Source organism: Sporichthya polymorpha DSM 43042 (genome assembly GCF_000384115.1).
GTDB classification, from domain to species: Bacteria; Actinomycetota; Actinomycetes; order Sporichthyales; family Sporichthyaceae; genus Sporichthya; species Sporichthya polymorpha.
Genome location: NZ_KB913029.1, coordinates 2,948,122 through 2,971,268 on the forward strand (window position 1 = coordinate 2,948,122; position 23,147 = coordinate 2,971,268).

Annotated in this window: 36 protein-coding genes; all 36 read left to right on the plus strand. The window is 68.6% G+C overall.

The annotated features are described in order from the left end of the window. Positions 1–2: 2 nt before the first annotated feature. The 36 genes from fusA (at position 3) to rpsI (ending at position 23,062) form a co-directional block, all read left to right on the plus strand. On the plus strand, positions 3–2,105 hold the full coding sequence (gene fusA / locus SPOPO_RS0114385; RefSeq protein WP_019875544.1) for an elongation factor G: 2,103 nt from the start codon (positions 3–5) through the stop codon (positions 2,103–2,105). Between the two features lie 90 nt (positions 2,106–2,195). Next, the gene (gene tuf / locus SPOPO_RS0114390) at positions 2,196–3,389 is read left to right on the plus strand and encodes an elongation factor Tu (RefSeq protein WP_019875545.1); all 1,194 of its coding nucleotides are present in this window, start codon (positions 2,196–2,198) and stop codon (positions 3,387–3,389) included. Positions 3,390–3,667: 278 nt separating this feature from the next. Next, the gene (gene rpsJ, locus SPOPO_RS0114395) at positions 3,668–3,976 is read left to right on the plus strand and encodes a 30S ribosomal protein S10 (protein WP_019875546.1); all 309 of its coding nucleotides are present in this window, start codon (positions 3,668–3,670) and stop codon (positions 3,974–3,976) included. A gap of 21 nt (positions 3,977–3,997) precedes the next feature. Beyond that, positions 3,998–4,657, plus strand: a complete 660-nt coding sequence (gene rplC / locus SPOPO_RS0114400; RefSeq protein ID WP_019875547.1) for a 50S ribosomal protein L3 — start codon at positions 3,998–4,000, stop codon at positions 4,655–4,657. Then, positions 4,654–5,322 carry a 50S ribosomal protein L4 gene (gene rplD / locus SPOPO_RS0114405; protein WP_019875548.1) on the plus strand — a complete coding sequence of 223 codons (669 nt, stop codon included), beginning with the start codon at positions 4,654–4,656 and terminating at the stop codon, positions 5,320–5,322. Before rplC ends, rplD begins: the two co-directional genes overlap by 4 nt. Beyond that, on the plus strand, positions 5,319–5,624 hold the full coding sequence (gene rplW / locus SPOPO_RS0114410) for a 50S ribosomal protein L23 (RefSeq protein WP_019875549.1): 306 nt from the start codon (positions 5,319–5,321) through the stop codon (positions 5,622–5,624). Before rplD ends, rplW begins: the two co-directional genes overlap by 4 nt. Positions 5,625–5,626: 2 nt before the next feature. After that, positions 5,627–6,466 (plus strand): 50S ribosomal protein L2, encoded by an 840-nt coding sequence (gene rplB / locus SPOPO_RS0114415; RefSeq protein ID WP_019875550.1) that lies wholly within the window; start codon positions 5,627–5,629, stop codon positions 6,464–6,466. Continuing rightward, the gene (gene rpsS, locus SPOPO_RS0114420) at positions 6,466–6,747 is read left to right on the plus strand and encodes a 30S ribosomal protein S19 (RefSeq protein WP_019875551.1); all 282 of its coding nucleotides are present in this window, start codon (positions 6,466–6,468) and stop codon (positions 6,745–6,747) included. Before rplB ends, rpsS begins: the two co-directional genes overlap by 1 nt. Positions 6,748–6,787: 40 nt before the next feature. Next, complete coding sequence (gene rplV, locus SPOPO_RS29660) at positions 6,788–7,198, plus strand: 50S ribosomal protein L22 (RefSeq protein WP_051098368.1); 411 nt, start codon at positions 6,788–6,790, stop codon at positions 7,196–7,198. Continuing rightward, entirely contained in the window at positions 7,198–8,022 is an 825-nt protein-coding gene (gene rpsC / locus SPOPO_RS0114430) for a 30S ribosomal protein S3 (RefSeq protein ID WP_019875553.1), read from the plus strand. The genes rplV and rpsC overlap by 1 nt, the downstream gene beginning before the upstream one ends. A gap of 3 nt (positions 8,023–8,025) precedes the next feature. Continuing rightward, positions 8,026–8,445 carry a 50S ribosomal protein L16 gene (rplP, locus tag SPOPO_RS0114435; RefSeq protein ID WP_019875554.1) on the plus strand — a complete coding sequence of 140 codons (420 nt, stop codon included), beginning with the start codon at positions 8,026–8,028 and terminating at the stop codon, positions 8,443–8,445. Continuing rightward, positions 8,445–8,702 (plus strand): 50S ribosomal protein L29, encoded by a 258-nt coding sequence (rpmC, locus tag SPOPO_RS0114440; protein ID WP_019875555.1) that lies wholly within the window; start codon positions 8,445–8,447, stop codon positions 8,700–8,702. The genes rplP and rpmC overlap by 1 nt, the downstream gene beginning before the upstream one ends. Continuing rightward, complete coding sequence (gene rpsQ, locus SPOPO_RS0114445) at positions 8,702–8,968, plus strand: 30S ribosomal protein S17 (protein ID WP_019875556.1); 267 nt, start codon at positions 8,702–8,704, stop codon at positions 8,966–8,968. Before rpmC ends, rpsQ begins: the two co-directional genes overlap by 1 nt. Before the next feature lie 86 nt (positions 8,969–9,054). Then, the gene (gene rplN, locus SPOPO_RS0114450; RefSeq protein WP_019875557.1) at positions 9,055–9,423 is read left to right on the plus strand and encodes a 50S ribosomal protein L14; all 369 of its coding nucleotides are present in this window, start codon (positions 9,055–9,057) and stop codon (positions 9,421–9,423) included. Between the two features lie 3 nt (positions 9,424–9,426). Beyond that, positions 9,427–9,744, plus strand: coding sequence for a 50S ribosomal protein L24 (gene rplX / locus SPOPO_RS0114455; protein WP_019875558.1), 318 nt, complete (start codon positions 9,427–9,429; stop codon positions 9,742–9,744). Beyond that, entirely contained in the window at positions 9,744–10,322 is a 579-nt protein-coding gene (gene rplE / locus SPOPO_RS0114460; RefSeq protein WP_019875559.1) for a 50S ribosomal protein L5, read from the plus strand. Before rplX ends, rplE begins: the two co-directional genes overlap by 1 nt. Before the next feature lie 14 nt (positions 10,323–10,336). Further along, positions 10,337–10,522, plus strand: coding sequence for a type Z 30S ribosomal protein S14 (locus SPOPO_RS0114465; protein ID WP_019875560.1), 186 nt, complete (start codon positions 10,337–10,339; stop codon positions 10,520–10,522). A 12-nt stretch (positions 10,523–10,534) separates the two neighbouring features. Further along, on the plus strand, positions 10,535–10,939 hold the full coding sequence (rpsH, locus tag SPOPO_RS0114470) for a 30S ribosomal protein S8 (RefSeq protein ID WP_019875562.1): 405 nt from the start codon (positions 10,535–10,537) through the stop codon (positions 10,937–10,939). 18 nt (positions 10,940–10,957) lie between these two features. Beyond that, entirely contained in the window at positions 10,958–11,497 is a 540-nt protein-coding gene (rplF, locus tag SPOPO_RS0114475) for a 50S ribosomal protein L6 (RefSeq protein WP_019875563.1), read from the plus strand. A gap of 2 nt (positions 11,498–11,499) precedes the next feature. After that, positions 11,500–11,883: a 50S ribosomal protein L18 gene (gene rplR, locus SPOPO_RS0114480; RefSeq protein ID WP_019875564.1), complete on the plus strand. Its 384-nt coding sequence runs from the start codon at positions 11,500–11,502 to the stop codon at positions 11,881–11,883. After that, positions 11,883–12,512, plus strand: coding sequence for a 30S ribosomal protein S5 (gene rpsE, locus SPOPO_RS0114485; protein ID WP_019875565.1), 630 nt, complete (start codon positions 11,883–11,885; stop codon positions 12,510–12,512). Before rplR ends, rpsE begins: the two co-directional genes overlap by 1 nt. 1 nt (position 12,513) lies before the next feature. Beyond that, a complete protein-coding gene (gene rpmD / locus SPOPO_RS0114490) occupies positions 12,514–12,693 on the plus strand; it encodes a 50S ribosomal protein L30 (RefSeq protein WP_019875566.1) in 180 nt (59 codons plus the stop codon). Positions 12,694–12,697: 4 nt separating this feature from the next. Beyond that, on the plus strand, positions 12,698–13,141 hold the full coding sequence (gene rplO, locus SPOPO_RS0114495; protein WP_019875567.1) for a 50S ribosomal protein L15: 444 nt from the start codon (positions 12,698–12,700) through the stop codon (positions 13,139–13,141). A gap of 81 nt (positions 13,142–13,222) precedes the next feature. After that, the gene (gene secY / locus SPOPO_RS0114500) at positions 13,223–14,533 is read left to right on the plus strand and encodes a preprotein translocase subunit SecY (protein WP_019875568.1); all 1,311 of its coding nucleotides are present in this window, start codon (positions 13,223–13,225) and stop codon (positions 14,531–14,533) included. Next, on the plus strand, positions 14,534–15,187 hold the full coding sequence (locus SPOPO_RS0114505) for an adenylate kinase (protein WP_019875569.1): 654 nt from the start codon (positions 14,534–14,536) through the stop codon (positions 15,185–15,187). It begins immediately after the preceding gene. A gap of 9 nt (positions 15,188–15,196) precedes the next feature. Next, entirely contained in the window at positions 15,197–16,030 is an 834-nt protein-coding gene (map, locus tag SPOPO_RS0114510) for a type I methionyl aminopeptidase (protein ID WP_019875570.1), read from the plus strand. 128 nt (positions 16,031–16,158) lie between these two features. After that, positions 16,159–16,380 carry a translation initiation factor IF-1 gene (gene infA, locus SPOPO_RS0114515; protein ID WP_019875571.1) on the plus strand — a complete coding sequence of 74 codons (222 nt, stop codon included), beginning with the start codon at positions 16,159–16,161 and terminating at the stop codon, positions 16,378–16,380. Positions 16,381–16,409: 29 nt separating this feature from the next. Further along, positions 16,410–16,523, plus strand: coding sequence for a 50S ribosomal protein L36 (rpmJ, locus tag SPOPO_RS0114520; RefSeq protein WP_018682809.1), 114 nt, complete (start codon positions 16,410–16,412; stop codon positions 16,521–16,523). 117 nt (positions 16,524–16,640) lie between these two features. Continuing rightward, complete coding sequence (gene rpsM / locus SPOPO_RS0114525; RefSeq protein ID WP_019875572.1) at positions 16,641–17,021, plus strand: 30S ribosomal protein S13; 381 nt, start codon at positions 16,641–16,643, stop codon at positions 17,019–17,021. Between the two features lie 72 nt (positions 17,022–17,093). Beyond that, positions 17,094–17,498 (plus strand): 30S ribosomal protein S11, encoded by a 405-nt coding sequence (gene rpsK / locus SPOPO_RS0114530; RefSeq protein ID WP_019875574.1) that lies wholly within the window; start codon positions 17,094–17,096, stop codon positions 17,496–17,498. Positions 17,499–17,675: 177 nt separating this feature from the next. After that, complete coding sequence (locus SPOPO_RS0114535) at positions 17,676–18,695, plus strand: DNA-directed RNA polymerase subunit alpha (protein ID WP_019875575.1); 1,020 nt, start codon at positions 17,676–17,678, stop codon at positions 18,693–18,695. A 95-nt stretch (positions 18,696–18,790) separates the two neighbouring features. Then, positions 18,791–19,423 carry a 50S ribosomal protein L17 gene (gene rplQ / locus SPOPO_RS36065; RefSeq protein ID WP_019875576.1) on the plus strand — a complete coding sequence of 211 codons (633 nt, stop codon included), beginning with the start codon at positions 18,791–18,793 and terminating at the stop codon, positions 19,421–19,423. A gap of 101 nt (positions 19,424–19,524) precedes the next feature. After that, entirely contained in the window at positions 19,525–20,310 is a 786-nt protein-coding gene (locus SPOPO_RS0114545; protein WP_019875577.1) for a tRNA pseudouridine synthase A, read from the plus strand. A gap of 21 nt (positions 20,311–20,331) precedes the next feature. Continuing rightward, positions 20,332–21,978: an ABC-F family ATP-binding cassette domain-containing protein gene (locus tag SPOPO_RS0114550; RefSeq protein WP_019875578.1), complete on the plus strand. Its 1,647-nt coding sequence runs from the start codon at positions 20,332–20,334 to the stop codon at positions 21,976–21,978. Between the two features lie 149 nt (positions 21,979–22,127). Further along, on the plus strand, positions 22,128–22,571 hold the full coding sequence (gene rplM, locus SPOPO_RS0114555; RefSeq protein ID WP_019875579.1) for a 50S ribosomal protein L13: 444 nt from the start codon (positions 22,128–22,130) through the stop codon (positions 22,569–22,571). Then, the gene (rpsI, locus tag SPOPO_RS0114560) at positions 22,568–23,062 is read left to right on the plus strand and encodes a 30S ribosomal protein S9 (protein WP_019875580.1); all 495 of its coding nucleotides are present in this window, start codon (positions 22,568–22,570) and stop codon (positions 23,060–23,062) included. Before rplM ends, rpsI begins: the two co-directional genes overlap by 4 nt. Positions 23,063–23,147 lie beyond the last annotated feature (85 nt).

Consider the following 23,147-nt stretch of genomic DNA (forward strand, 5'->3'; position numbering starts at 1 on the left):
AAGTGGCAGTCAGCACCGCCGGCGTAGACCTCGCCTCGGTCCGCAACATCGGGATCATGGCGCACATCGACGCGGGCAAGACCACGACGACCGAGCGCATCCTGTTCTACACGGGCATCACCTACAAGATCGGTGAGGTCCACGAGGGCGCCGCCGTCATGGACTGGATGGAGCAGGAGCAGGAGCGGGGGATCACCATCACCTCCGCGGCCACCACCTGCCAGTGGGACGGCCACACCATCAACATCATCGACACCCCGGGCCACGTCGACTTCACCGTCGAGGTGGAGCGCAGCCTGCGCGTGCTCGACGGCGCGGTCGCGGTGTTCGACGGTGTCGCCGGTGTCGAGCCCCAGTCCGAGACCGTGTGGCGTCAGGCGGACCGCTACGGCGTCCCGCGCATCTGCTTCATCAACAAGCTCGACCGCGTCGGCGCGGAGTTCCACCGCTGCGTCGACATGCTGGTGTCGCGGTTGAACGCGACCCCGCTGGTCCTGCAGCTCCCGATCGGCGCCGAGGCGGACTTCAAGGGCGTCATCGACCTCGTCGGCATGAAGGCCCTGATGTGGCCGGAAGAGGCCGCCAAGGGCGAGATGTACGAGACCGTCGACATCCCGGACACCCACCTCGAGGCTGCGCGCGAGTGGCGCGACCGGCTCATCGAGACCCTGGCCGAGGGTGACGACGAGATCATGGAGCTCTACCTCGAGGGCACCTCGCCCACCGAGGAGCAGATCATCGCCGGCACCCGCCGGGCGACGATCGCCGGCAACCTCACTCCGGTCGTGTGCGGCACCGCGTTCAAGAACAAGGGTGTGCAGCCCATGCTCGACGCGGTCGTCCGCTACCTGCCGTCGCCGCTCGACATCGGCGCCGTGCAGGGCCACGCGGTCGGCAAGGAGGACGAGGTCATCGAGCGCGAGCCGGCGAACGACGCCCCGCTCTCGGCCCTGGCGTTCAAGATCATGAGCGACCCGCACCTCGGGAAGCTGACCTACATCCGCGTCTACTCCGGCACGCTCACCGCGGGCACCCAGGTGCTGAACAGCACCAAGGGGAACAAGGAGCGGATCGGCAAGATCTACCAGATGCACGCGAACAAGCGTGAGGAGATCGAGAAGGTCACCGCCGGCCACATCGTCGCGGTCATGGGTCTGAAGAACACGACGACCGGTGACACGCTGTGCGGCCCCGAGGCCCCGGTGATCCTGGAGTCGATGACGTTCCCGGCCCCGGTCATCTCGGTCGCGATCGAGCCGAAGTCCAAGGGCGACCAGGAGAAGCTGGGTGTCGCCATCCAGCGCCTGGCCGAGGAGGACCCGACCTTCCAGGTCCGGACCGACGAGGACACCGGCCAGACGATCATCGCCGGCATGGGCGAGCTGCACCTCGAGGTGCTCGTCGACCGCATGCGCCGCGAGTTCAAGGTCGAGGCGAACGTCGGCAAGCCCCAGGTCGCCTACCGCGAGACGATCCGCAAGGCCGTCGAGCGCTACGACTACACCCACAAGAAGCAGACTGGTGGTTCCGGCCAGTTCGCGAAGGTCCAGATCGCGATCGAGCCGACCGGCGGCGGCGACGGCGGGTACGAGTTCGAGAACAAGGTCACCGGTGGCCGTATCCCGCGGGAGTACATCCCCTCGGTCGACGCCGGTTGCCAGGAGGCCATGGAGTTCGGCGTGCTCGCCGGCTACCCGATGGTCGACGTCAAGGTGACCCTGCTCGACGGTGGCTACCACGAGGTCGACTCCTCGGAAATGGCCTTCAAGATCGCGGGCTCGATGGCCTTCAAGGAGGCCGCCCGCAAGGCCGACCCGGTTCTTCTCGAGCCGATGATGAGCGTCGAGGTGCGTACGCCCGAGGACTACATGGGTGACGTCATCGGCGACCTGAACTCCCGCCGTGGTCAGATCCAGGCCATGGAGGAAGCTTTCGGCATGCGCGTCGTTCGTGCGCTCGTGCCGTTGTCGGAGATGTTCGGTTACGTCGGGGATCTCCGGAGCAAGACCCAGGGGCGTGCGAACTACACGATGCAGTTCGACTCGTACGCCGAAGTGCCGCGCAACGTGGCGGACGAGATTGTGAAGAAGGCTCGCGGCGAGTAAGTAGCTCGACCCACGGGAGGCTCCGGCCCTCCGTGCACCCCCGAAGACAGTGCGCACGTACCTGAAGAACAAGTCCTGAAGGAGAGTCCAGTGGCGAAGGCCAAGTTCGAGCGGACCAAGCCTCACGTCAACATCGGCACGATCGGCCACATCGACCACGGGAAGACCACTCTGACCGCGGCGATCACCAAGGTGCTGCACGACCAGTACCCGGACCTGAACCCGTACACGCCGTTCGACGAGATCGACAAGGCGCCGGAGGAGAAGGCCCGCGGCATCACAATCTCGATCGCCCATGTCGAGTACCAGACCGACGCTCGCCACTACGCGCACGTCGACTGCCCCGGCCACGCCGACTACATCAAGAACATGATCACCGGTGCGGCCCAGATGGACGGCGCGATCCTCGTCGTCGCCGCCACCGACGGCCCGATGCCGCAGACCAAGGAGCACGTGCTCCTGGCCCGTCAGGTCGGTGTCCCGGCGATCGTCGTCGCGCTCAACAAGTCCGACATGGTCGACGACCCCGAGATCATGGAGCTCGTCGAGCTCGAGGTCCGCGAGCTCCTGTCGAGCTACGAGTTCGACGGCGACAACCTCCCGGTGGTTCCGGTCTCGGCGCTCAAGGCGCTCGAGGGCGACCCGAAGTGGGTGCAGAGCGTTCAGGACCTGATGAAGGCCGTGGACGAGTCCATCCCGCAGCCCGAGCGTGAGATCGACAAGCCGTTCCTCATGCCCGTCGAGGACGTCTTCACCATCACCGGTCGCGGCACCGTCGTCACCGGCCGCATCGAGCGCGGCGTGCTCAAGGTCAACGAGCAGGTCGACATCATCGGTATCCGGCCGGAGAAGCAGTCGACGACCGTCACCGGCATCGAGATGTTCCGCAAGCTGCTCGACGAGGGCCAGGCCGGTGAGAACGTCGGTCTGCTCCTCCGTGGCATCAAGCGCGAGGACGTCGAGCGCGGCCAGGTCATCATCAAGCCGGGCAGCACGACCCCGCACACCGAGTTCGAGGCCCAGGTCTACATCCTGAGCAAGGACGAGGGTGGCCGGCACACGCCGTTCTTCCAGAACTACCGGCCGCAGTTCTACTTCCGCACCACGGACGTCACCGGCGTCGTCGAGCTGCCCGAGGGCACCGAGATGGTCATGCCGGGCGACAACACCCAGATGAAGGTGTCCCTGATCCAGCCGATCGCCATGGAGGAGGGCCTCAACTTCGCGATCCGCGAGGGTGGCCGCACCGTGGGCGCCGGCAAGGTCATCAAGATCATCAAGTAGACAGTGGGGGGCTGCGCCCCCCACACCCCCCGCAAGAGAACTAAGGACAAGAGCAAGAGCTTGTTCCGCCGAGACTTCGTCTCGGCGGCGAGTCGGAGAGACCGACGAAGTGCGTGTCGGTCTCTCCGACTCGGGCCCGCTCGACACGCGCCGATTTGGCGCATCGGTGAGGCTGGGGCAGACTACGCAGGTTGCCCAGACGGCCGACACACCCGACCTCGGGGGTCGGTGACCATGATTTTTCGAACGCAAGCAGATTGAAGGACGGCGACCCTGCCATGGCGGGACAGAAGATCCGCATCCGGCTCAAGGCCTATGACCATGAGGTCATCGATTCCTCGGCGCGCAAGATCGTCGACACGGTGACGCGTACTGGTGCTCACGTGGCCGGCCCGGTGCCGTTGCCGACCGAGAAGAACGTGTTCTGCGTGATTCGGTCGCCGCACAAGTACAAGGACTCGCGCGAGCACTTCGAGATGCGCACGCACAAGCGCCTCATCGACATCCTCGACCCGACGCCGAAGACCGTCGACTCGCTCATGCGTCTCGACCTGCCGGCCGGCGTCGACATCGAGATCAAGCTTTAGACCCGGAGGGGAGGCATCACCATGAACGTTCGCGGACTGCTGGGCGAGAAGCTGGGCATGACCCAGGTCTTCGACGCCCGCGGGCGGGTCGTCCCCGTCACCGTGGTCAAGGCGGGCCCGTGCGTGGTCACCGCCGTCCGTTCCCCGGAGGGTGACGGCTACTCCGCGGTCCAGCTGGGCTTCGGGGAGATCGACCCGCGCAAGGTGAACAAGCCGGAGGGTGGCCACTTCCGCAAGGCCGGGGTCACCCCGCGCCGGCACGTGGCCGAGATCCGCACCGACGACGCGGGCAGCTTCGAGGTCGGCCAGGAGCTGACCGTCGACGTCTTCGAAGAGGGCGGGCTGGTCGACATCGTCGGCACCAGCAAGGGCAAGGGCACCGCCGGTGTCATGAAGCGTCACGGCTTCAAGGGCCTCGGCGCGGCGCACGGCACCCAGCGCAAGCACCGCTCGCCGGGTTCGATCGGCGCCTGCGCCACCCCGGCGCGCGTGTTCAAGGGCCTGCGGATGGCCGGCCGGATGGGCAACGTCCGGACCACCACCCAGAACCTGACCGTCCACGCGGTGGACCCCGAGAACAACCTGATCCTCGTCAAGGGCGCGGTCCCCGGTCCGGCCGGCGGCCTCGTGCTCGTCAAGACGCCCGCCAAGGGCAACCCCTCGAAGGGTGAGCTGAAGTGAGCTCCGGCACCCAGTCCGTTGATGTCGTCTCGCCGGACGGCAGCAAGTCCGGCAGCGTCGAACTCCCTGCGGAGATCTTCGACGTCACCGTGAACATCCCGCTGATCCACCAGGTCGTGGTGGCGCAGCAGGCCGCCGCGCGTCAGGGCACGCACAAGACCAAGAACCGCGGCGAGGTCTCCGGTGGTGGCAAGAAGCCGTACCGCCAGAAGGGCACCGGTCGCGCCCGTCAGGGTTCGACCCGCGCGCCGCAGTTCACCGGCGGTGGCGTCGTGCACGGTCCCGTGCCGCGGGACTACTCGCAGCGGACCCCGAAGAAGATGAAGGCCGCCGCCCTGCGTGGTGCCCTCACCGACCGGGCCCGGGGCGGCAAGGTGCACGTGCTCGCGTCGCTCGTCGCGGGGGAGACCCCGTCGACCCGCGCCGCGGTCGAGGCCCTCTCCCACGTGGGCGACGCCGGCAAGGCGCTGGTGGTCGTCGAGCGCACCGACCTGGTCGGGTGGAAGAGCGTCCGCAACGTCCCCGGCGTCCACGTCATCGCCCCGGACCAGCTGAACACCTACGACGTCCTCTGCGCCGACGACATCGTCTTCACGCAGGGCGCGCTCGAGGCGTTCCTCTCGGGCGGGAAGAAGGCTGCGGCCGCTGAAGGAGTGTCGGCATGAGCTCGACCTACAAGGACCCGCGCGACATCCTGCTCGCGCCCGTGATCTCCGAGAAGAGCTACGGCCTTCTCGACGAGAACAAGTACACGTTCCTGGTGCACCCGGACGCCAACAAGACCGAGATCAAGATCTCGGTCGAGAAGGTCTTCGGCGTCAAGGTCACCGGCGTCAACACCATCAACCGGCAGGGCAAGCGCAAGCGCACCCGCTTCGGCTACGGCCAGCGCAACGCCACCCGCCGCGCGATCGTGACGGTTGCCGAGGGCGACCGGATCGACATCTTCGGAGGGCCGGTCAGCTAGCCATGGGTATCCGTAAGTACAAGCCGACCACGCCGGGTCGCCGCGGCGCCTCCGTCGCCGACTTCGTCGAGATCACGCGCTCCACGCCGGAGAAGTCGCTGGTCCGCCCGCTGCACAGCAAGGGCGGCCGCAACAACGCCGGCCGGATCACCACCCGTCACCAGGGTGGTGGCCACAAGCGCGCCTACCGCGTCATCGACTTCCGTCGGGCGGACAAGGACGGGGTGCCGGCCAAGGTCGCGCACATCGAGTACGACCCGAACCGCACCGCGCGCATCGCGCTCCTGCACTACGCGGACGGGGAGAAGCGCTACATCATCTGCCCGACCAAGCTCAGTCAGGGCGACCGCATCGAGACGGGTCCCGGGGCGGACATCAAGCCCGGCAACAACCTGCCGCTGCGCAACATCCCTGTCGGTACGGTCATCCACGCCATCGAGCTCCGGCCCGGCGGCGGCGCGAAGATCGCCCGCTCGGCCGGGACCAGCGTGCAGCTCGTGGCCAAGGAGGGGCGCTTCGCGCAGCTCCGCATGCCGTCGGGCGAGATCCGCAACGTCGACGCGCGCTGCCGCGCGACGGTCGGCGAGGTCGGCAACGCCGAGCAGTCGAACATCAACTGGGGCAAGGCCGGCCGCATGCGGTGGAAGGGCAAGCGCCCGACCGTCCGTGGTGTCGTCATGAACCCGGTGGACCACCCGCACGGTGGTGGTGAGGGCAAGACCTCCGGTGGTCGCCACCCGGTCAGCCCGTGGGGCAAGCCCGAGGGCCGTACCCGCGCCGAGAAGAAGGCCAGCGACTCGATGATCGTCCGTCGTCGCAAGACCGGAAAGGGTCGTAAGTAATGCCCCGCAGCCTGAAGAAGGGTCCCTTCGTCGACGACCACCTCGCCAAGAAGGTCGAGGTGCAGAACGAGAAGGGCACCAAGAACGTCATCAAGACCTGGTCGCGCCGGTCGATGATCGTGCCCGAGATGCTCGGTCACACGATCGCCGTGCACGACGGCCGGAAGCACGTGCCGGTCTTCGTCACCGAGTCGATGGTCGGTCACAAGCTCGGCGAGTTCGCGCCGACCCGGACGTTCCGCGGTCACGAGAAGGACGACCGCAAGTCCCGCCGCCGCTAAGAGCCGCCGAGAGCTGAGTAGAGAGAACTGAGGGATAGCGATGGCATCCACATTGAGTGGGGGCAGGCCCGACAGCGCCGTTGCGCGCGTCCGGCACCTGCGAATCGCGCCGATGAAGACCCGTCGTGTCGTCGACATGATCCGCGGGCTGCCGGCCGCCGAGGCGCAGGCACTGCTCGCGTTCTCGCCGCAGGCCGCGAGCGAGCCGGTCGGCAAGGTGCTCGCCAGCGCCATCGCCAACGCGCAGAACAACTTCAACCTCGACCCGCGCACGCTGGTGATCAGCGAGGCGTACGTGGACGAGGGCCCGACGATGAAGCGGTTCCGTCCGCGCGCCCAGGGCCGCGCCTACCGCATCCGCAAGCGCAGCTCGCACGTGACGATCGTCGTGACGTCCACTGCGTCGAATGGCGGCTCCAAAGTCGCCGCTGGCAAGGGAGGGACCCGATAGTGGGCCAGAAGGTCAATCCGCACGGGTTCCGGCTCGGCATCACCAGCGAGTTCAAGAGCCGCTGGTACGCCGACAAGCTCTACGCGGACTACGTGAAGGAAGACGTCGCGATCCGTCGCATGCTCACCAAGGGCATGGAGCGGGCCGGGATCTCCAAGGTCGAGATCGAGCGCACCCGCGACCGGGTCCGCGTCGACATCCACACCGCGCGTCCGGGCATCGTCATCGGCCGCAAGGGCGCGGAGGCGGACAACATCCGCACCCGCCTGGAGAACCTCACCTCGAAGCAGGTTCAGCTCAACATCCTCGAGGTGAAGAACCCGGAGGTCGACGCGCAGCTCGTCGCGCAGGGCGTGGCGGAGCAGCTGGCCTCCCGTGTCGCGTTCCGCCGTGCGATGCGCAAGGCGCTGCAGTCGGCCACCAAGGCCGGCGCCAAGGGCATCCGGGTCCAGTGCTCGGGCCGCCTCGGTGGCGCCGAGATGTCGCGCTCGGAGTTCTACCGCGAGGGTCGCGTCCCGCTGCACACGCTGCGCGCGGACATCGACTACGGCTTCTTCGAGGCGCGCACGACCTTCGGCCGCATCGGCGTGAAGGTGTGGATCTACAAGGGTGACGTCACCGGCACCCGCGCCGAGCGCGAGGCCCAGCAGCGCGCTGCGGCCGCCGCCGGCGCCCGCAGCCGTCCGGACCGTCGTCCGCGGCGCGGCGAGCGCCCGGGTCGTGGCCCGGCCGTCGAGTCGGCGCCCGCCACCGAGCCCACTGCCACCACCACGGCTCCGGCCGAGGCTGCGTCCGCGCCCGAGGGCGCGGGAGGGGAGAGCTGAACCGTGCTGATCCCACGTCGCGTCAAGCACCGTAAGCAGCACCACCCGGACCGCCACGGCGCGTCCAAGGGCGGCAACACGGTCGCGTTCGGTGACTTCGGCATCCAGGCTCTCGAGCCGGCCTACGTGACCAACCGTCAGATCGAGTCGGCCCGTATCGCGATGACCCGCCACATCAAGCGTGGCGGCAAGGTCTGGATCAACATCTACCCGGACCGCCCGCTGACCAAGAAGCCTGCCGAGACCCGCATGGGTTCCGGCAAGGGTTCGCCGGAGTGGTGGGTCGCGAACATCAAGCCGGGTCGTGTGATGTTCGAACTGTCCGGCGTTCCGGAGCCCATCGCTCGCGAGGCCATGCGCCGCGCGATCCACAAGCTGCCGATGAAGTGCCGGTTCGTCACCCGCGAGGGGGTGCAGGGCTGATGGCTGAGGAGACGACGCCGGCGACCACCTCGCCGACCAACAAGGCCGCCGCTGCGCTGCGTGAGCTCGACGACGCCGAGCTGCTCAGCAAGCTCAAGGAGGCCAAGGAGGAGCTGTTCAACCTCCGCTTCCAGGCCGCCACCGGTCAGCTGGAGAGCCACGGCCGGCTGCGTGCGATCAAGAAGGAGATCGCACGGATCTACACGACGATGCGTGAGCGCGAGCTCGGCATCACGACGTTCGAGGGCGTTGCCTGATGAGTGAGTCCACCCAGCGCGGCTTCCGCAAGGTCCGTGAGGGCCTCGTGGTCAGCGACAAGATGCAGAAGACGGTCGTCGTGGCTGTCGAGGACCGGGTCAAGCACCCGCTCTACGGCAAGGTCATCCGCCGCACCAACAAGCTGAAGGCCCACAACGAGAACGACGAGGCCGGCGTCGGCGACCGCGTTCTCCTCGCCGAGACCCGGCCGCTGTCCGCCACCAAGCGGTGGCGCGTGGTCGAGATCCTCGAAAAGGCCAAGTGACCGAGAACGTCCGGAGCTACACAGTTCGGCCAGGCTCAGCCGCCACCGGCGCCCCTGAGAACCGGCACGACAACCAGGAGTAGGCAGTGATCCAGCAGGAGTCGCGACTGCGCGTCGCCGACAACACGGGTGCGAAGGAACTTCTCTGCATCCGCGTTCTCGGCGGCTCCGGTCGGCGCTACGCGGGCATCGGCGACATCATCGTCGCCACCGTCAAGGACGCGATCCCGGGCGGCGGGGTGAAGAAGGGCGAGGTCGTCAAGGCGGTCATCGTCCGGACCACCAAGGAGCGTCGCCGCGGCGACGGCTCCTACATCCGCTTCGACGAGAACGCGGCCGTGATCATCAAGGACGGCGGGGACCCGCGCGGCACGCGCATCTTCGGCCCGGTCGGCCGCGAGCTGCGGGACAAGCGCTTCATGCGCATCATCTCGCTCGCTCCGGAGGTGCTCTGACCTATGAAGATCAAGAAGGGCGACACCGTCCAGGTGATCTCCGGCAAGGACCGCGGCGTCCGCGGCCGGGTCATCCAGGCCTACCCCGAGGCTGACAAGGTCCTCGTCGAGGGCGTCAACCGGATCAAGAAGCACACCAAGGTGACCACCGGCCTCCGCGGCGCTCAGAGCGGCGGCATCGTCACCCAGGAGGCGCCGATCCACGTCTCCAACGTGATGCTCGTCGACCCCGAGGACCACCTGCCCACCCGCGTCGGCTATCGCCGCGACGAGGAGGGCCGCAAGGTCCGGGTCTCCAAGCGCACGGGGAAGGACATCTGATGACGGCCACCGAAGAGCGCGTCGAGAAGATTCCGGCCCGCCTCAAGCTGCGGTACCGCGAGGAGATCGTCCCCGCGCTGCAGAACGACTTCAACTACGCGAACGTCATGCAGATCCCGCGCCTGGTGAAGGTCGTGGTGAACATGGGCGTGGGCGAGGCGGCCCGCGACTCCAAGTTGATCGACGGCGCCGTCCGCGACCTGGAGGCCATCACCGGCCAGAAGCCGCAGGTCACCAAGGCCCGCAAGTCGATCGCGCAGTTCAAGCTCCGCGAGGGCATGCCGATCGGCGCGCACGTCACGCTGCGCGGCGACCGCATGTGGGAGTTCACCGACCGTCTGCTGTCGGTCGCGCTGCCCCGCATCCGCGACTTCCGTGGTCTCTCGCCGAAGCAGTTCGACGGCCGCGGCAACTACACGTTCGGCCTGAACGAGCAGTCGATGTTCCACGAGATCGACCAGGACAAGACCGACCGCGTTCGCGGCATGGACATCACGGTGGTCACGACGGCCACCAACGACGACGAGGGTCGCGCGCTGCTGCGTCACCTCGGCTTCCCGTTCGCCGAGACGCGGTAAGGAGACCCGACCTCATGGCCAAGAAGTCTTTGATCGCCAAGGCGGCGCGCAAGCCGAAGTTCGCCGTGCGCGCCTACACCCGGTGCCAGCGGTGCGGTCGTCCGCACTCGGTGTACCGCAAGTTCGGCCTCTGCCGCGTGTGCCTGCGCACCATGGCCCACCGCGGCGAGCTGCCCGGTGTCACGAAGAGCAGCTGGTAAGGGGGAGCCGACATGACGATGACCGATCCGATCGCGGACATGCTCGCGCGCCTGCGCAACGCGAACACCGCGTACCACGACACCGTGTCGATGCCCTACAGCAAGATCAAGTCGCACATCGCGGAGATCCTGCAGCAGCAGGGCTACATCGCCGGCTGGACCGTCGACGAGGTCGAGGGTGTCCCCGGCAAGCGCCTCACGCTCGAGCTGAAGTACGGCCCGAGCCGGGAGCGTGCCATCGCCGGCCTGCGCCGCATCTCGAAGCCGGGTCTGCGCGTTTACGCCAAGTCGACGGGCATGCCCAAGGTCCTCGGTGGCCTCGGCGTGGCCATCATTTCGACGTCGTCCGGCCTGCTGACCGACAAGCAGGCCGTCAAGCAGGGTGTGGGCGGGGAAGTCCTCGCCTACGTCTGGTAACGGGAGGAGGAGCACCACATGTCGCGAATCGGCAGGCTTCCGATCCCGATCCCGTCCGGCGTCGAGGTGACCATCGCGGGCTCGGAGATCACCGTGAAGGGCCCCAAGGGCACCCTCACGCACACCGTGGTCTCGCCCATCACGGTCGAGAAGGGTGAGGACAACGTCCTCACCGTCACGCGTCCGGACGACGACCGCGACTCGCGGTCGCGCCACGGCCTGACTCGCACGCTGATCAACAACATGGTGATCGGCGTGACCCAGGGCTACGAGAAGAAGATGGAGATCGCGGGCGTCGGCTACCGCGTCCAGCCGAAGGGCTCCGGTCTGGAGTTCGCACTGGGCTTCAGCCACCCGGTCCCCGTCGAGGCGCCTCCTGGCATCACCTTCGCCGTCGAGTCCCCGACCAGGTTCTCGGTCGCCGGGATCGACAAGCAGCTCGTCGGTGAGGTCGCCGCGAACATCCGCAAGCTGCGCAAGCCCGACCCGTACAAGGGCAAGGGTGTGCGCTACGCCGGCGAGGTCATTCGCCGCAAGGTCGGAAAGGCTGGCAAGTAGCCATGGCTGTCAGCGTCAAGATCGGCAAGGGCATCTCCCGCAAGGGGGTGGCCCGCAAGCGCCGTCACCTTCGGGTCCGCAAGAAGGTCTCCGGCACGGCGACGCGTCCGCGTCTCGTCGTGAACCGGTCCAGCCGCCACATGGTGGCGCAGGTGGTGGACGACACCGCCGGCGTGACCCTGGCGTCGGCCTCGACCATGGACGCCTCGCTGCGGACCGCAGCGGGCGACAAGACGGAAAAGGCGCGCAAGGTCGGCGAGCTCGTCGCCGAGCGTGCGAAGGCCGCGGGAGTCTCTGCGGTGGTCTTCGACCGGGGTGGCAACCGCTACCACGGCCGGATCGCCGCGCTCGCCGACGGCGCCCGCGAGTCTGGATTGGAGTTCTGATGCCCGGTCAACAGCGTCGAGGCCCCGGTGGCGGGGCCGGCGGCGGCCAGGGCGGTGGCGGCGACCGTCGCGATCGTCGCGACGACCGTCGCGGCGGCGGCTCGCAGGAGAAGAGCGCGTTCGTCGAGCGCGTCGTCGACATCAACCGCGTCGCCAAGGTCGTGAAGGGTGGCCGGCGCTTCAGCTTCACCGCGCTGGTCGTCGTCGGCGACGGTGACGGCACCGTGGGCGTCGGCTACGGCAAGGCCAAGGAGGTGCCCGCGGCGATCGCCAAGGGTGTCGAGGAGGCCAAGAAGAACTTCTTCAAGGTCCCGCGGATCCAGGGCACCATCCCGCACCCCGTCCAGGGTGAGAAGGCCGCCGGCGTGGTCATGCTGCGCCCGGCCAGCCCGGGTACCGGCGTCATCGCCGGCGGTGCGGTCCGCGCCGTCCTGGAGTGCGCCGGCGTCCACGACATCCTGAGCAAGTCGCTGGGCTCGGACAACTCGATCAACATCGTTCACGCCACGGTCGACGCGCTGCGCCGGCTGGAGAAGCCGGAGGCGGTGGCAGCCCGTCGTGGCCTGCCCCTGGAGGACGTCGCTCCGCCGGCGATGCTCCGCGCCCGGGCGGCGGGAACGGGGGCCTGAGATGGCTCAGCTGAAGATCACCCAGGTCCGCTCCGTCATCGGCGGCAAGCAGAACCAGCGCGACACCCTGCGCTCGCTCGGCCTCCGCAAGATCTCCCAGGAGGTCATCCGCGAGGACGATCCCGTCACGCTCGGCATGATCAACGCCGTGCGGCACCTCGTCACGGTAGAGAAGGTCTAGGTCCATGACGCTCAAGGTTCACCACCTGCGCCCGGCCCCGGGTGCCCACAAGCCGAAGACCCGCGTGGGTCGCGGTGAGGGCTCCAAGGGCAAGACGGCCGGCCGCGGTACCAAGGGCACGAAGGCCCGCTACCAGGTCCCGGCCCGGTTCGAGGGTGGGCAGATGCCGCTGCACATGCGGCTGCCCAAGCTGCGCGGCTTCACCAACCCGTTCCGGACCGAGTACCAGGTTGTCAATCTCGACAAGCTGGCGGCGCTCTACCCGTCCGGCGGCGAGGTCACGGTCGACGACCTGATCGCGAAGGGCGCGGTGCGGAAGAACTCCCCGGTCAAGATCCTGGGAACAGGGGAGCTCTCCGTGGCGCTGCAGGTGACGGTGCACGCGGTCTCGGGTTCGGCTCGGGAGAAGATCACGGGCGCCGGCGGCACGGTCACGCCGCTCGCCTGAGCGGTCCGTGAGTTAGCCTCCGTACGAGTCCCGACCCCGCCAGGCCGCACACCCGCCCCGTAAGTCCGCGCAGGAGGAAACGTGCTCACCGCGTTCGCCCAGGCGTTTCGTACGCCTGACCTGCGCAAGAAGCTGTTGTTCACCCTCGGCATCATCCTGCTTTTCCGTCTGGGCTCGCAGGTGCCGACGCCGGGGGTGGACACCCAGGCCATCAACACCTGCCTGGAACCGGCGCTGGACGAGGGTGGGATCTACGGCCTGATCAACCTGTTCTCGGGCGGGGCGCTGCTCCAGCTGGCGATCTTCGCGCTCGGGATCATGCCGTACATCACGGCGAGCATCATCATTCAGCTGCTCGTCGTGGTCATTCCACGCCTGGAGACCCTCAAGAAGGAGGGCCAGGCCGGCACGGCGAAGCTGACGCAGTACACCCGGTACCTGACGATCGCGCTCGCGATCCTGCAGTCGACCGCCCTGATCGCGATCGCGCGTCAGCCCGGACGACTGCTCCAGGGCTGTGACCTGCCGCTGATCCACGAGGACATCGGCTGGTTCGGGATCGTCACGATGGTCGCCATCATGACCGCCGGCACCGGCGTGATCATGTGGATGGGCGAGATGATCACGGACAAGGGCGTCGGCAACGGCATGTCCGTCCTGATCTTCACGCAGATCGCCGCGACCTTCCCGCAGCAGCTGTGGCAGATCAAGGTCGTCGAGGGCTGGTTCGTCTTCATCTGCGTCTGCGCCGCCGGTCTCGTGCTCGTCGCCGCGGTCGTGTTCGTCGAGCAGGCGCAACGCCGCATCCCGGTGCAGTACGCCAAGCGGATGATCGGCCGCCGCATGTACGGCGGGACCAGCACCTACATCCCGCTGAAGGTCAATCAGGCCGGCATCATCCCGGTCATCTTCGCCTCGTCGCTGCTCTACCTGCCGGCGCTGGCGACCCAGATCTCGGACGACAAGAACAGTGGCTGGGCCCTCTGGATCCAGAAGTACTTCACGACCGGGGACCACCCGATCTACATGGCCTCGTTCTTCGTCCTGATCGTCTTCTTCGCCTTCTTCTACGTCGCGATCACCTTCAACCCGAAGGAGCTCGCGGACAACATGAAGAAGTACGGCGGCTTCATCCCGGGCATCCGGGCGGGCCGGCCGACCGAGGAGTACCTCGACTACGTGCTCAACCGGATCACCACCGCGGGTGCGCTCTACCTGGGCGTCATCGCGCTCATTCCGATGGTGGCGATCGGCATTCTCGGCAGCAGCGCGACGCAGCAGTTCCCGTTCGGTGGTGCGAGCATCCTCATCATCGTCGGGGTCGGCCTGGACACCGTGAAGCAGATCCAGAGCCAGCTGCAGCAGCGCAATTACGAGGGATTCCTGCGGTAGATGCGCATCGTCCTTGTGGGTCCCCCGGGCGCGGGGAAAGGTACCCAGGCGGAGTTCATCGCGGCGCACCTGTCGATCCCGAAGATCTCGACCGGTGACATCTTCCGCAAGAACGTCAGCCAGGGAACGCCGCTCGGCGCTGAGGCCAAGAAGTACATGGACGCCGGCGACCTCGTCCCGGACGAGATCACCATCGCCATGGTGAAGGACCGCATCAGCGAGCCCGACGCGGAGAACGGGTACCTGCTCGACGGGTTCCCCCGGAACGTGGCCCAGGCCAAGGTCCTCGACGCGATGCTCGACGAGATGGGCAGTGGCCTCGACATGGTCATGGAGCTCGTCGTCGACGACGAGGAGGTCGTCCGGCGTCTCGCCGGCCGGCGCACCTGCCGGGACTGCGGCCAGATCTGGCACGTCGAGTTCGACCCGACCACGGTCGAGGACGTCTGCGACCGGTGCTCGGGTGCGCTGTTCCAGCGCGACGACGACAAGGAATCGACCATCCGGCACCGGCTGGAGGTCTACAACGAGCAGACCGCGCCGATCGTCGACTACTACGCCGACCGCTCGATCCTCGTCGGGGTCGACGCGACCGGCACGGTCGAGGACGTCACCGAGCGGGCGATCGCCGCGCTGCACCGCATGGAGAGCTGAGGGGCCGACGTGTTCCGACGGCGGCGCGGGATCGAGTACAAGACGCCCGAGCAGATCGAGAAGATGCGGGTGGCCGGCCTGCTCGTGGGGGAGACCCTCGAGCTGCTGCGCACCAGCGTCGAGCCGGGCATGACCACCAAGGACCTCGACGCGATCGCGGAGAAGAACATCCGCGCCGCGGGCGGCATCCCGTCGTTCATCGGCGTCCCGGGTGGTCCGGGGGTCCAGGACTTCCCGGCGACGCTGTGCACGTCGGTCAACGACGAGGTCGTCCACGGCATCCCCGGGCCGCGGGTGATCCGGGACGGCGACGTCGTCTCGATCGACTGCGGCGCGATCGTCGACGGCTGGCACGGTGACGCGGCGCTCACGATCCCGGTCGGGAACGTGGCGCCCGAGCACCTCGAGCTGCTGCGCGTGTGCGAGGAGTCGCTGTGGCGGGGGATGGCGGCGGCCACCCTCACCGGCCGGATCAACGACATCGGTGACGCGATTCAGGCCTACGTCGAGAGCCAGGGCGACTACGGGATCGTCGAGGAGTACGTCGGGCACGGCATCGGCAGCGAGATGCACATGCCGCCGCAGGTGCCGAACTACTCGGTGGCCGACCGGCTGGAGAAGATCCGCCCGGGTCTCGTCCTCGCGGTGGAGCCCATGATCAACCTCGGGGACCGTCGGACGCGGACGCTCGCGGACGGCTGGACCGTCAGCACCGTCGACGGGAAGTTCTCCGCCCATTTCGAACACACGTTCACCGTCACCGAGGACGGGCCGTGGGTGTTGACCGCCCTCGACGGGGGGAAGGAACGAATCGGCGCAATTCGGGCAGCCGCACCGGCTTGACCCGCGGACCGGCCCGATTTCGCCCTGCCGACTCGCGTGACGTAGACTCGCCCGTCGGCCCCCGGAACGATCACTGCCGTGGGCTGTTCCATGCGTGACGCACAGTACGAGACCGAAACGCGGAGGCTATGCCGAAGAAGGATGGTGCCATCGAGATCGAGGGCACGGTTGTCGAATCGCTCCCGAACGCCATGTTCCGGGTCGAGCTGGACAACGGCCACAAGGTCCTGGCGCACATCAGCGGCAAGATGCGGATGCACTACATCCGGATCCTGCCGGACGACCGGGTTGTCGTGGAGCTCTCGCCCTACGACCTGACTCGCGGTCGGATCGTCTACCGCTACAAGTAAGCCAGCCCCGCGGCCCCAAGAGAGAAGCCATGAAGGTCAACCCGAGCGTGAAGAAGATCTGCGACAAGTGCAAGGTGATCCGCCGGCACGGTCGCGTCATGGTCATCTGCGAGAACCTGCGCCACAAGCAGCGCCAGGGCTAATGAATTTGCGCATCGACAGCGGCGCTCGCCGCTGAACCCCCGGCACGGAGGCCGGGGCCGGGACTTCTTCCCGGACCGATGTGCTCAGACCTCCGTCGAAGTTGAAGGAAGTACCTAGTGGCACGCCTCGTCGGCGTCGACCTCCCACGCGAGAAGCGTCTGGAGATCGCGCTCACCTACATCTACGGCATCGGCCGCACCCGCGCGCAGGCCACCTGCGCCGGCACGGGCATCGACCCGAACATGCGCGCCAAGGACCTCGGCGACGAGGAGCTGGTGAAGCTCCGCGACTGGATCGAGGCCAACTACAAGACCGAGGGTGACCTCCGCCGCGAGGTCGCCGCCGACATCCGTCGCAAGGTCGAGATCGGCTGCTACCAGGGGCTCCGGCACCGCCGCGGCCTGCCCGTGCACGGCCAGCGCACGCACACCAACGCCCGTACCCGTAAGGGCCCGCGCCGCGCCATCGCCGGCAAGAAGAAGCCCGGAAAGAAGTAACAGTGGGGGGCTCCGCCCCCCACGCCCCCCGGCTTCTTCAGCCTCGATTCCCAGTCCTCGTAGGAGCAGTCAGTGCCACCACAGTCACGCAAGCAGGGCGCCAAGAAGGTCCGGCGCAAGGAGAAGAAGAACGTCGCTCACGGGCATGCCCACATCAAGAGCACGTTCAACAACACGATCGTCTCGATCACCGACCCGAACGGGAACGTGATCTCGTGGGCCAGCGCCGGCCACGTGGGCTTCAAGGGCTCGCGCAAGTCGACGCCGTTCGCCGCGCAGATGGCCGCCGAGTCGGCTGCCCGTCGTGCGCAGGAGCACGGCATGCGCAAGGTCGACGTGTTCGTGAAGGGCCCGGGCTCGGGCCGCGAGACCGCGATCCGCTCCCTCCAGGCCACCGGCCTCGAGGTCGGTTCGATCCAGGACGTCACGCCGTCGCCCCACAACGGCTGCCGTCCCCCCAAGCGTCGCCGCGTCTGACAGTGGGGGCTCCGCCCCCACACCCCCAAAAGATCAACAGCGAAAAGCACAGTCGGGGGGCTCCGCCCCCCGACGACCCCCAAGAAATCAATCGAGCAACACACCCATTCCGACCGAACTCCGTTCGGTCGGTGAATCTGCAGCTTCATATAGCGGTCGCTGCGGAAAGGAATTCCCGTGCTGATTGCACAGCGCCCCACCCTGTCCGAAGAGGTCGTCTCCGAACACCGGTCCCGGTTCGTCATCGAGCCGCTGGAGCCGGGGTTCGGCTACACCCTCGGCAACTCCCTGCGCCGCACGTTGCTGTCCTCCATCCCGGGGGCGGCCGTGACGAGCATCCGCATCGACGGTGTGCTCCACGAGTTCACGACCGTGCCGGGCGTCAAGGAGGACGTCACCGACCTGATCCTGAACATCAAGGAACTGGTCGTCTCCTCCGAGCACGACGAGCCCGTCGTCATGTACCTGCGCAAGCAGGGCCCGGGTGACGTCACCGCCGGTGACATCCAGCCGCCGGCCGGCGTCGAGGTCCACAACCCCGAGCTCGCGCTCGCCACGCTGAACGGCAAGGGCAAGCTCGACATGGAGCTGACCGTCGAGCGCGGCCGTGGCTACATCTCGGCGCAGCAGAACAAGCAGGCGGGCCAGGAGATCGGCCGGATCCCGGTCGACTCGATCTACTCGCCGGTCCTCAAGGTCACCTACAAGGTCGAGGCGACCCGTGTCGAGCAGCGCACGGACTTCGACCGGCTGATCGTCGACGTCGAGACCAAGCCGTCGATGATGCCCCGCGACGCGATGGCGTCCGCCGGCAAGACCCTCGTCGAGCTGTTCGGCCTCGCCCGCGAGCTGAACGTCGACGCCGAGGGCATCGACATGGGCCCGTCCCCGACGGACGCCGCCCTGGCCGCCGACCTCGCGCTCCCGATCGAGGAGCTCGAGCTGACGGTCCGTTCGTACAACTGCCTCAAGCGCGAGGGCATCCACTCGGTCGGCGAGCTCGTCTCCCGCTCCGAGGCGGACCTCCTCGACATCCGCAACTTCGGCGCCAAGTCCATCGACGAGGTCAAGGCCAAGCTCCACGGCATGGGTCTTGCTCTCAAGGACAGTCCGCCCGGGTTCGACCCGAGCACCGTCGTCACCGACTTCTCGCTCGACGACGACGACCAGGGCTATGCGGAAACCGAGCAGTATTAGTTCGTGAAACCGGCGGGGGCCATTCGGCCCCCGCCACCCCCACGGCCCGTGGAGCGGCGTGGGGTGAACCTTCCTCCGAGTGAAAGCAGACGAAGATGCCTCAGCCCACCAAGGGTCCCCGCTTCGGCGGCAGCGCGTCGCACGAGAAGGCGCTCCTCGCGAACCTCGCGACCGCGCTGTTCGAGCACGGCCGGATCACCACCACCGAGGCGAAGGCGCGTCGGCTGCGCCCGGTCGCGGAGCGCCTGATCACCAAGGCGAAGCGCGGCGACCTGCACAACCGCCGCATCGTCATGCGCACCATCCGCGACAAGTCCGTCGCGCACGTGCTGCTCACCGAGATCGGCCCGCGCTACGAGAACCGCCCGGGTGGCTACACGCGCATCACCAAGCTCGGCCCGCGCAAGGGCGACAACGCCCCCATGGCGGTCATCGAGCTGGTCGAGCCGCTGACGGTGGCTCAGACCGCGGTCGGCGAGGCCGAGGGCGCCACCAAGCGCGCGGTCAAGGAGAAGGCGGCCCCGGCGGCCGCGTCCGCGGCGGCTCCCACGGCGGCCGACGTCGTCGAGACCTCGAGCGCCGAGCCGGTCGACGAGGCCGAGGGCACCCCCGTGGTCGAGGCCGGCGACACCCCGGCCGAGGGCGAGACCTCGGACCAGGTCGAGGCCGCGGCGCAGACGTCTCAGGCCGAGGGCGACGACGACGCCACCGCCGAGGACAAGTCCTGACCCAGACGAACGACGCCGACGCCCCCGCCCTCTCCGAGGGTGGGGGCGTTCGCGTTCGGCTCGCGATCGCCTACGACGGCACGGCCTTCGCCGGGTGGGCGGTGCAGGACGGCCAGCGCACGGTGGCGGGCGTGCTCGCCGCGGCGCTGACGACCGTGCTGCGGCTGCCGGCCGCGCCGCTGCTGACGGTCGCCGGCCGCACGGACGCGGGGGTGCATGCCCGGGGACAGGTCGCCCACGTGGACGTGCCGGTCGTGAACTGGGAGGCCGTCCCGGGCCGGATGCGCGCCACACCCGGGGAAGCCCTGGTCCGGCGCCTGGCGGGGCTCCTGCCGCGTGACGTGCGCGTCTTCGCGGCCGCGCCGGCCCCGCCCGGGTTCGACGCCCGCTTCGGCGCGCTCTCCCGCCGCTACGCCTACCGCGTCGGGGACGCCCCCGGCGGCGTCGACCCGCTGCGCCGGCTTGATGTGCTCTGGCATCCGCGCGTGCTCGACGTCGCGGCGATGGACGCTGCTGCGCGGCACCTGACGGGGGAGCACGACTTCGCCGCGTTCTGCAAGCTGCGCGAGGGCCAGTCGACGGTGCGGCGCCTGATCCGGTTCGGCTGGTCCCGGGTGACCGAGGGCCCGGAGGCGGGGCTGCTCGTCGCCGACGTCGAGGCGGACGCGTTCTGTCACCACATGGTCCGCGCGCTCGTGGGGGCCAGCTTCGCCGTGGGGGAGGGGCGCCGCCCCGTCGAGTGGCCGGCCGCGGTGCTCTCGTCGCGGGAGAAGGACTCCGCGGTCCAGGTCGTCCCGCCGCACGGGCTGACGTTGGAGGAGGTCCGCTATCCCCCCGACGCCGACCTCACCGCCCGCGTCGCAGAAACCCGTCGCCCGCGGGGCTGACGGTCCGCCAGACTGCGCGCTGTGGGCCACGTCGACGTCAGCCGCCTCCAGCACCGCCTGCCCGACGGCCGGCTGCTGCTCGACGAGGTCTCCTTCCGCGTCGGGGACGGCGCGAAGGTGGCACTGGTCGGGGCGAACGGCTCCGGCAAGACGACGCTGATGAACCTGATCGCCGGTGACCTCGACCCCCAGGCCGGGACGGTCACCCGCAGCGGCGGGCTCGGCGTGATGCGCCAGTTCATCGGCCACCGCGACAGCTCCGAGAACGGCACGGAGAACAGCTCCCAGGCCACGGTCCGGGACCTGCTGGTGTCGGTGTCCTCACCCCGGGTGCGGACGGCTGCCGGCGAGCTCGACGCCGCCGAGCTGCTGATGATGGAGCGCGACGACGAGCGGACCCAGCTCCGCTACGCCCAGGCCCTCGCGGACTGGGCCGACGCGGGCGGTTACGAGGCTGAGGTGCTCTGGGACGTCTGCACCCAGGCCGCGCTCGGGACGCCCTACGAGCGCGCGCAGTGGCGGGACCTGGTGTCCCTGTCCGGTGGGGAGCAGAAGCGCCTCGCCCTGGAGGCCCTGCTGCGCGGGCCGGACGAGGTCCTCCTGCTCGACGAGCCGGACAACTACCTCGACGTCCCCGGGAAACGCTGGCTGGAGGAACAGCTGGCCGCGACGGGAAAGACCGTCCTGTTCGTCAGCCACGACCGCGAGCTGCTGGCGCGGACGGCGAACCGGATCGTCACGGTCGAGGGTGGCTCCGCGTGGGTGCATGGCGGCGGATTCGACAGCTACCACCAGGCCCGGCTGGACCGGCATTCCCGGCTCGACGAGCTCCGTCGCCGCTGGGACGAGCAGCGCGAGCGGCTGCGGCAGCAGATGCTCTTCTACAAGAACAAGGCGGCCTACAACTCCGACATGGCCAGCCGGTACCAGGCCGCGATCAAGCGACTGGAGCGCTTCGACGCGGCCGGCCCGCCGGAGGAGCGCCCCCGCGAGCAGAACGTCACGATGCGCCTGCGCGGCGGCCGGACCGGCGTCCGCGCGGTGACGTGCGAGCGCCTCGAGCTGACCGGGCTGATGAAGCCGTTCGACGTCGAGTTCTGCTACGGCGAGCGGATCGCGGTGCTCGGGTCCAACGGGTCCGGCAAGTCGCACTTCCTGCGGCTGCTCGGCGCGTTGCCCGACGGGGACGGCGGCGTCGCGCACACCGGGGTCGCCCGGCTGGGGGCGCGGGTCGTGCCCGGCCACTTCTCACAGACGTCCGACCATCCGGAGTTCGCGGCCCGCACGCTGGTCGAGATCCTCGCCGGGCACGCCCTGCCCCGCGGCGAGGCGATGGGGGCGCTGCGCCGTTACGAGCTGCATCAGGCCGGCGACCAGCTGTTCCGGACGCTCTCCGGCGGCCAGAAGGCCCGTTTCCAGATCCTGCTGCTGGAGCTCGCCGGGGCCACCCTCCTGCTGCTCGACGAACCCACGGACAACCTGGACGTGGACTCCGCGGAGGCCCTGGAGGAGGGGCTCGCGAGCTACTCGGGCACCGTGGTGTCGGTCACGCACGACCGCTGGTTCGCCCGCTCGTTCGACCGTTTTCTGGTCTTCGGGTCGGACGGCGTCGTCTACGAGTCGGCGGAGCCGGTCTGGGACGAGACCCGGGTGGTTCGTCCCCGCTGAGCGCGGACCGATCCCCGGTTTTGCCCGGGGGGCAGGCGCCGGGTAGGCTGGCCCGTCGTTGCGGAGCGCCTGTAGTTCTCTGTGGCGCCGCACCACCGGTGGGTCCGGTAGGACCCGATTCCGAACCCCGCGAACCGAAGGCTTTTCACGTGCGCACGTACAGCCCTAAGCCCGGCGAGATCCAGCGCCAGTGGCACGTCATCGACGCCACGGACGTCGTGCTCGGCCGGCTGGCCAGCCAGACCGCCCAGCTGCTGCGCGGGAAGCACAAGCCGACCTTCGCGCCGCACGTCGACACCGGTGACTTCGTCGTGATCATCAACGCGGCGAAGGTCTCGCTGTCCGGCGACAAGCTCAACCAGAAGAAGGCGTGGCGCCACTCCGGGTACCCGGGCGGTATCCGCGGTGTCGCCTACTCCGAGCTCCTGGAGACCAGCCCCCGCAAGGCCGTTGAGAAGGCCGTCAAGGGGATGCTCCCGCACAACTCGCTGGGCCGCGCCCAGCTCCGCAAGCTGAAGGTCTACGCCGGGCCGGAGCACCCGCACCAGGCGCAGCAGCCCGTTCCGTTCGAGATCACGCAGGTGAGCCAGTGAGCACCGAAGCCGCCGAGACCCCTGAGGTCGCCGACCTCGAGGAGAACGCGCCCGAGTCCTACACGACCGAGTCCGCGCCCACGATCACCCCGGTCTCGAACATCGAGCCCGGCGCGGCGACCGGTCGTCGCAAGGAGGCGGTCGCCCGCGTCCGCATCGTGCCCGGCACCGGCAAGTGGAAGATCAACGGCCGCGAGCTCGAGAACTACTTCCCGAACAAGGTCCACCAGCAGATCGTCAAGGAGCCGCTGGTCAGCCTCGGGCTGGAGAACAGCTACGACGTCTTCGTCCGGCTGCACGGCGGCGGCGTCTCCGGCCAGGCCGGCGCGCTGCGCCTCGGCATCGCCCGGTCGCTCAACGAGGCCGACGCCGAGCACAACCGCCCGACGCTGAAGAAGGCCGGCTTCCTCACCCGTGACCCTCGCGCCACCGAGCGCAAGAAGTACGGTCTGAAGAAGGCCCGCAAGGCTCCGCAGTACTCGAAGCGGTAATTCAGCGCTTTCGTTCCGACCCGCGTCCCGTTGGGGCGCGGGTCGTGTGCGTTTTCGGCCCCCTGCGCCATCGTGTAGGCGATCA

Bases quoted from the DNA above. Each gene is read 5' to 3' on its own strand.
- rpsJ (WP_019875546.1), top strand. From the start codon at position 3,668: ATGGCGGGACAGAAGATCCGCATCCGGCTCAAGGCCTATGACCATGAG.
- rplC (WP_019875547.1), top strand. From the start codon at position 3,998: ATGAACGTTCGCGGACTGCTGGGCGAGAAGCTGGGCATGACCCAGGTC.
- rplW (WP_019875549.1), top strand. From the start codon at position 5,319: ATGAGCTCGACCTACAAGGACCCGCGCGACATCCTGCTCGCGCCCGTG.
- rplB (WP_019875550.1), top strand. From the start codon at position 5,627: ATGGGTATCCGTAAGTACAAGCCGACCACGCCGGGTCGCCGCGGCGCC.
- rpsS (WP_019875551.1), top strand. From the start codon at position 6,466: ATGCCCCGCAGCCTGAAGAAGGGTCCCTTCGTCGACGACCACCTCGCC.
- rplV (WP_051098368.1), top strand. From the start codon at position 6,788: ATGGCATCCACATTGAGTGGGGGCAGGCCCGACAGCGCCGTTGCGCGC.
- rpmC (WP_019875555.1), top strand. From the start codon at position 8,445: ATGGCTGAGGAGACGACGCCGGCGACCACCTCGCCGACCAACAAGGCC.
- rpsQ (WP_019875556.1), top strand. From the start codon at position 8,702: ATGAGTGAGTCCACCCAGCGCGGCTTCCGCAAGGTCCGTGAGGGCCTC.
- rplX (WP_019875558.1), top strand. From the start codon at position 9,427: ATGAAGATCAAGAAGGGCGACACCGTCCAGGTGATCTCCGGCAAGGAC.
- rplE (WP_019875559.1), top strand. From the start codon at position 9,744: ATGACGGCCACCGAAGAGCGCGTCGAGAAGATTCCGGCCCGCCTCAAG.
- SPOPO_RS0114465 (WP_019875560.1), top strand. From the start codon at position 10,337: ATGGCCAAGAAGTCTTTGATCGCCAAGGCGGCGCGCAAGCCGAAGTTC.
- rpsH (WP_019875562.1), top strand. From the start codon at position 10,535: ATGACGATGACCGATCCGATCGCGGACATGCTCGCGCGCCTGCGCAAC.
- rplF (WP_019875563.1), top strand. From the start codon at position 10,958: ATGTCGCGAATCGGCAGGCTTCCGATCCCGATCCCGTCCGGCGTCGAG.
- rplR (WP_019875564.1), top strand. From the start codon at position 11,500: ATGGCTGTCAGCGTCAAGATCGGCAAGGGCATCTCCCGCAAGGGGGTG.
- rpsE (WP_019875565.1), top strand. From the start codon at position 11,883: ATGCCCGGTCAACAGCGTCGAGGCCCCGGTGGCGGGGCCGGCGGCGGC.
- rpmD (WP_019875566.1), top strand. From the start codon at position 12,514: ATGGCTCAGCTGAAGATCACCCAGGTCCGCTCCGTCATCGGCGGCAAG.
- rplO (WP_019875567.1), top strand. From the start codon at position 12,698: ATGACGCTCAAGGTTCACCACCTGCGCCCGGCCCCGGGTGCCCACAAG.
- SPOPO_RS0114505 (WP_019875569.1), top strand. From the start codon at position 14,534: ATGCGCATCGTCCTTGTGGGTCCCCCGGGCGCGGGGAAAGGTACCCAG.
- infA (WP_019875571.1), top strand. From the start codon at position 16,159: ATGCCGAAGAAGGATGGTGCCATCGAGATCGAGGGCACGGTTGTCGAA.
- rpmJ (WP_018682809.1), top strand. From the start codon at position 16,410: ATGAAGGTCAACCCGAGCGTGAAGAAGATCTGCGACAAGTGCAAGGTG.
- rplQ (WP_019875576.1), top strand. From the start codon at position 18,791: ATGCCTCAGCCCACCAAGGGTCCCCGCTTCGGCGGCAGCGCGTCGCAC.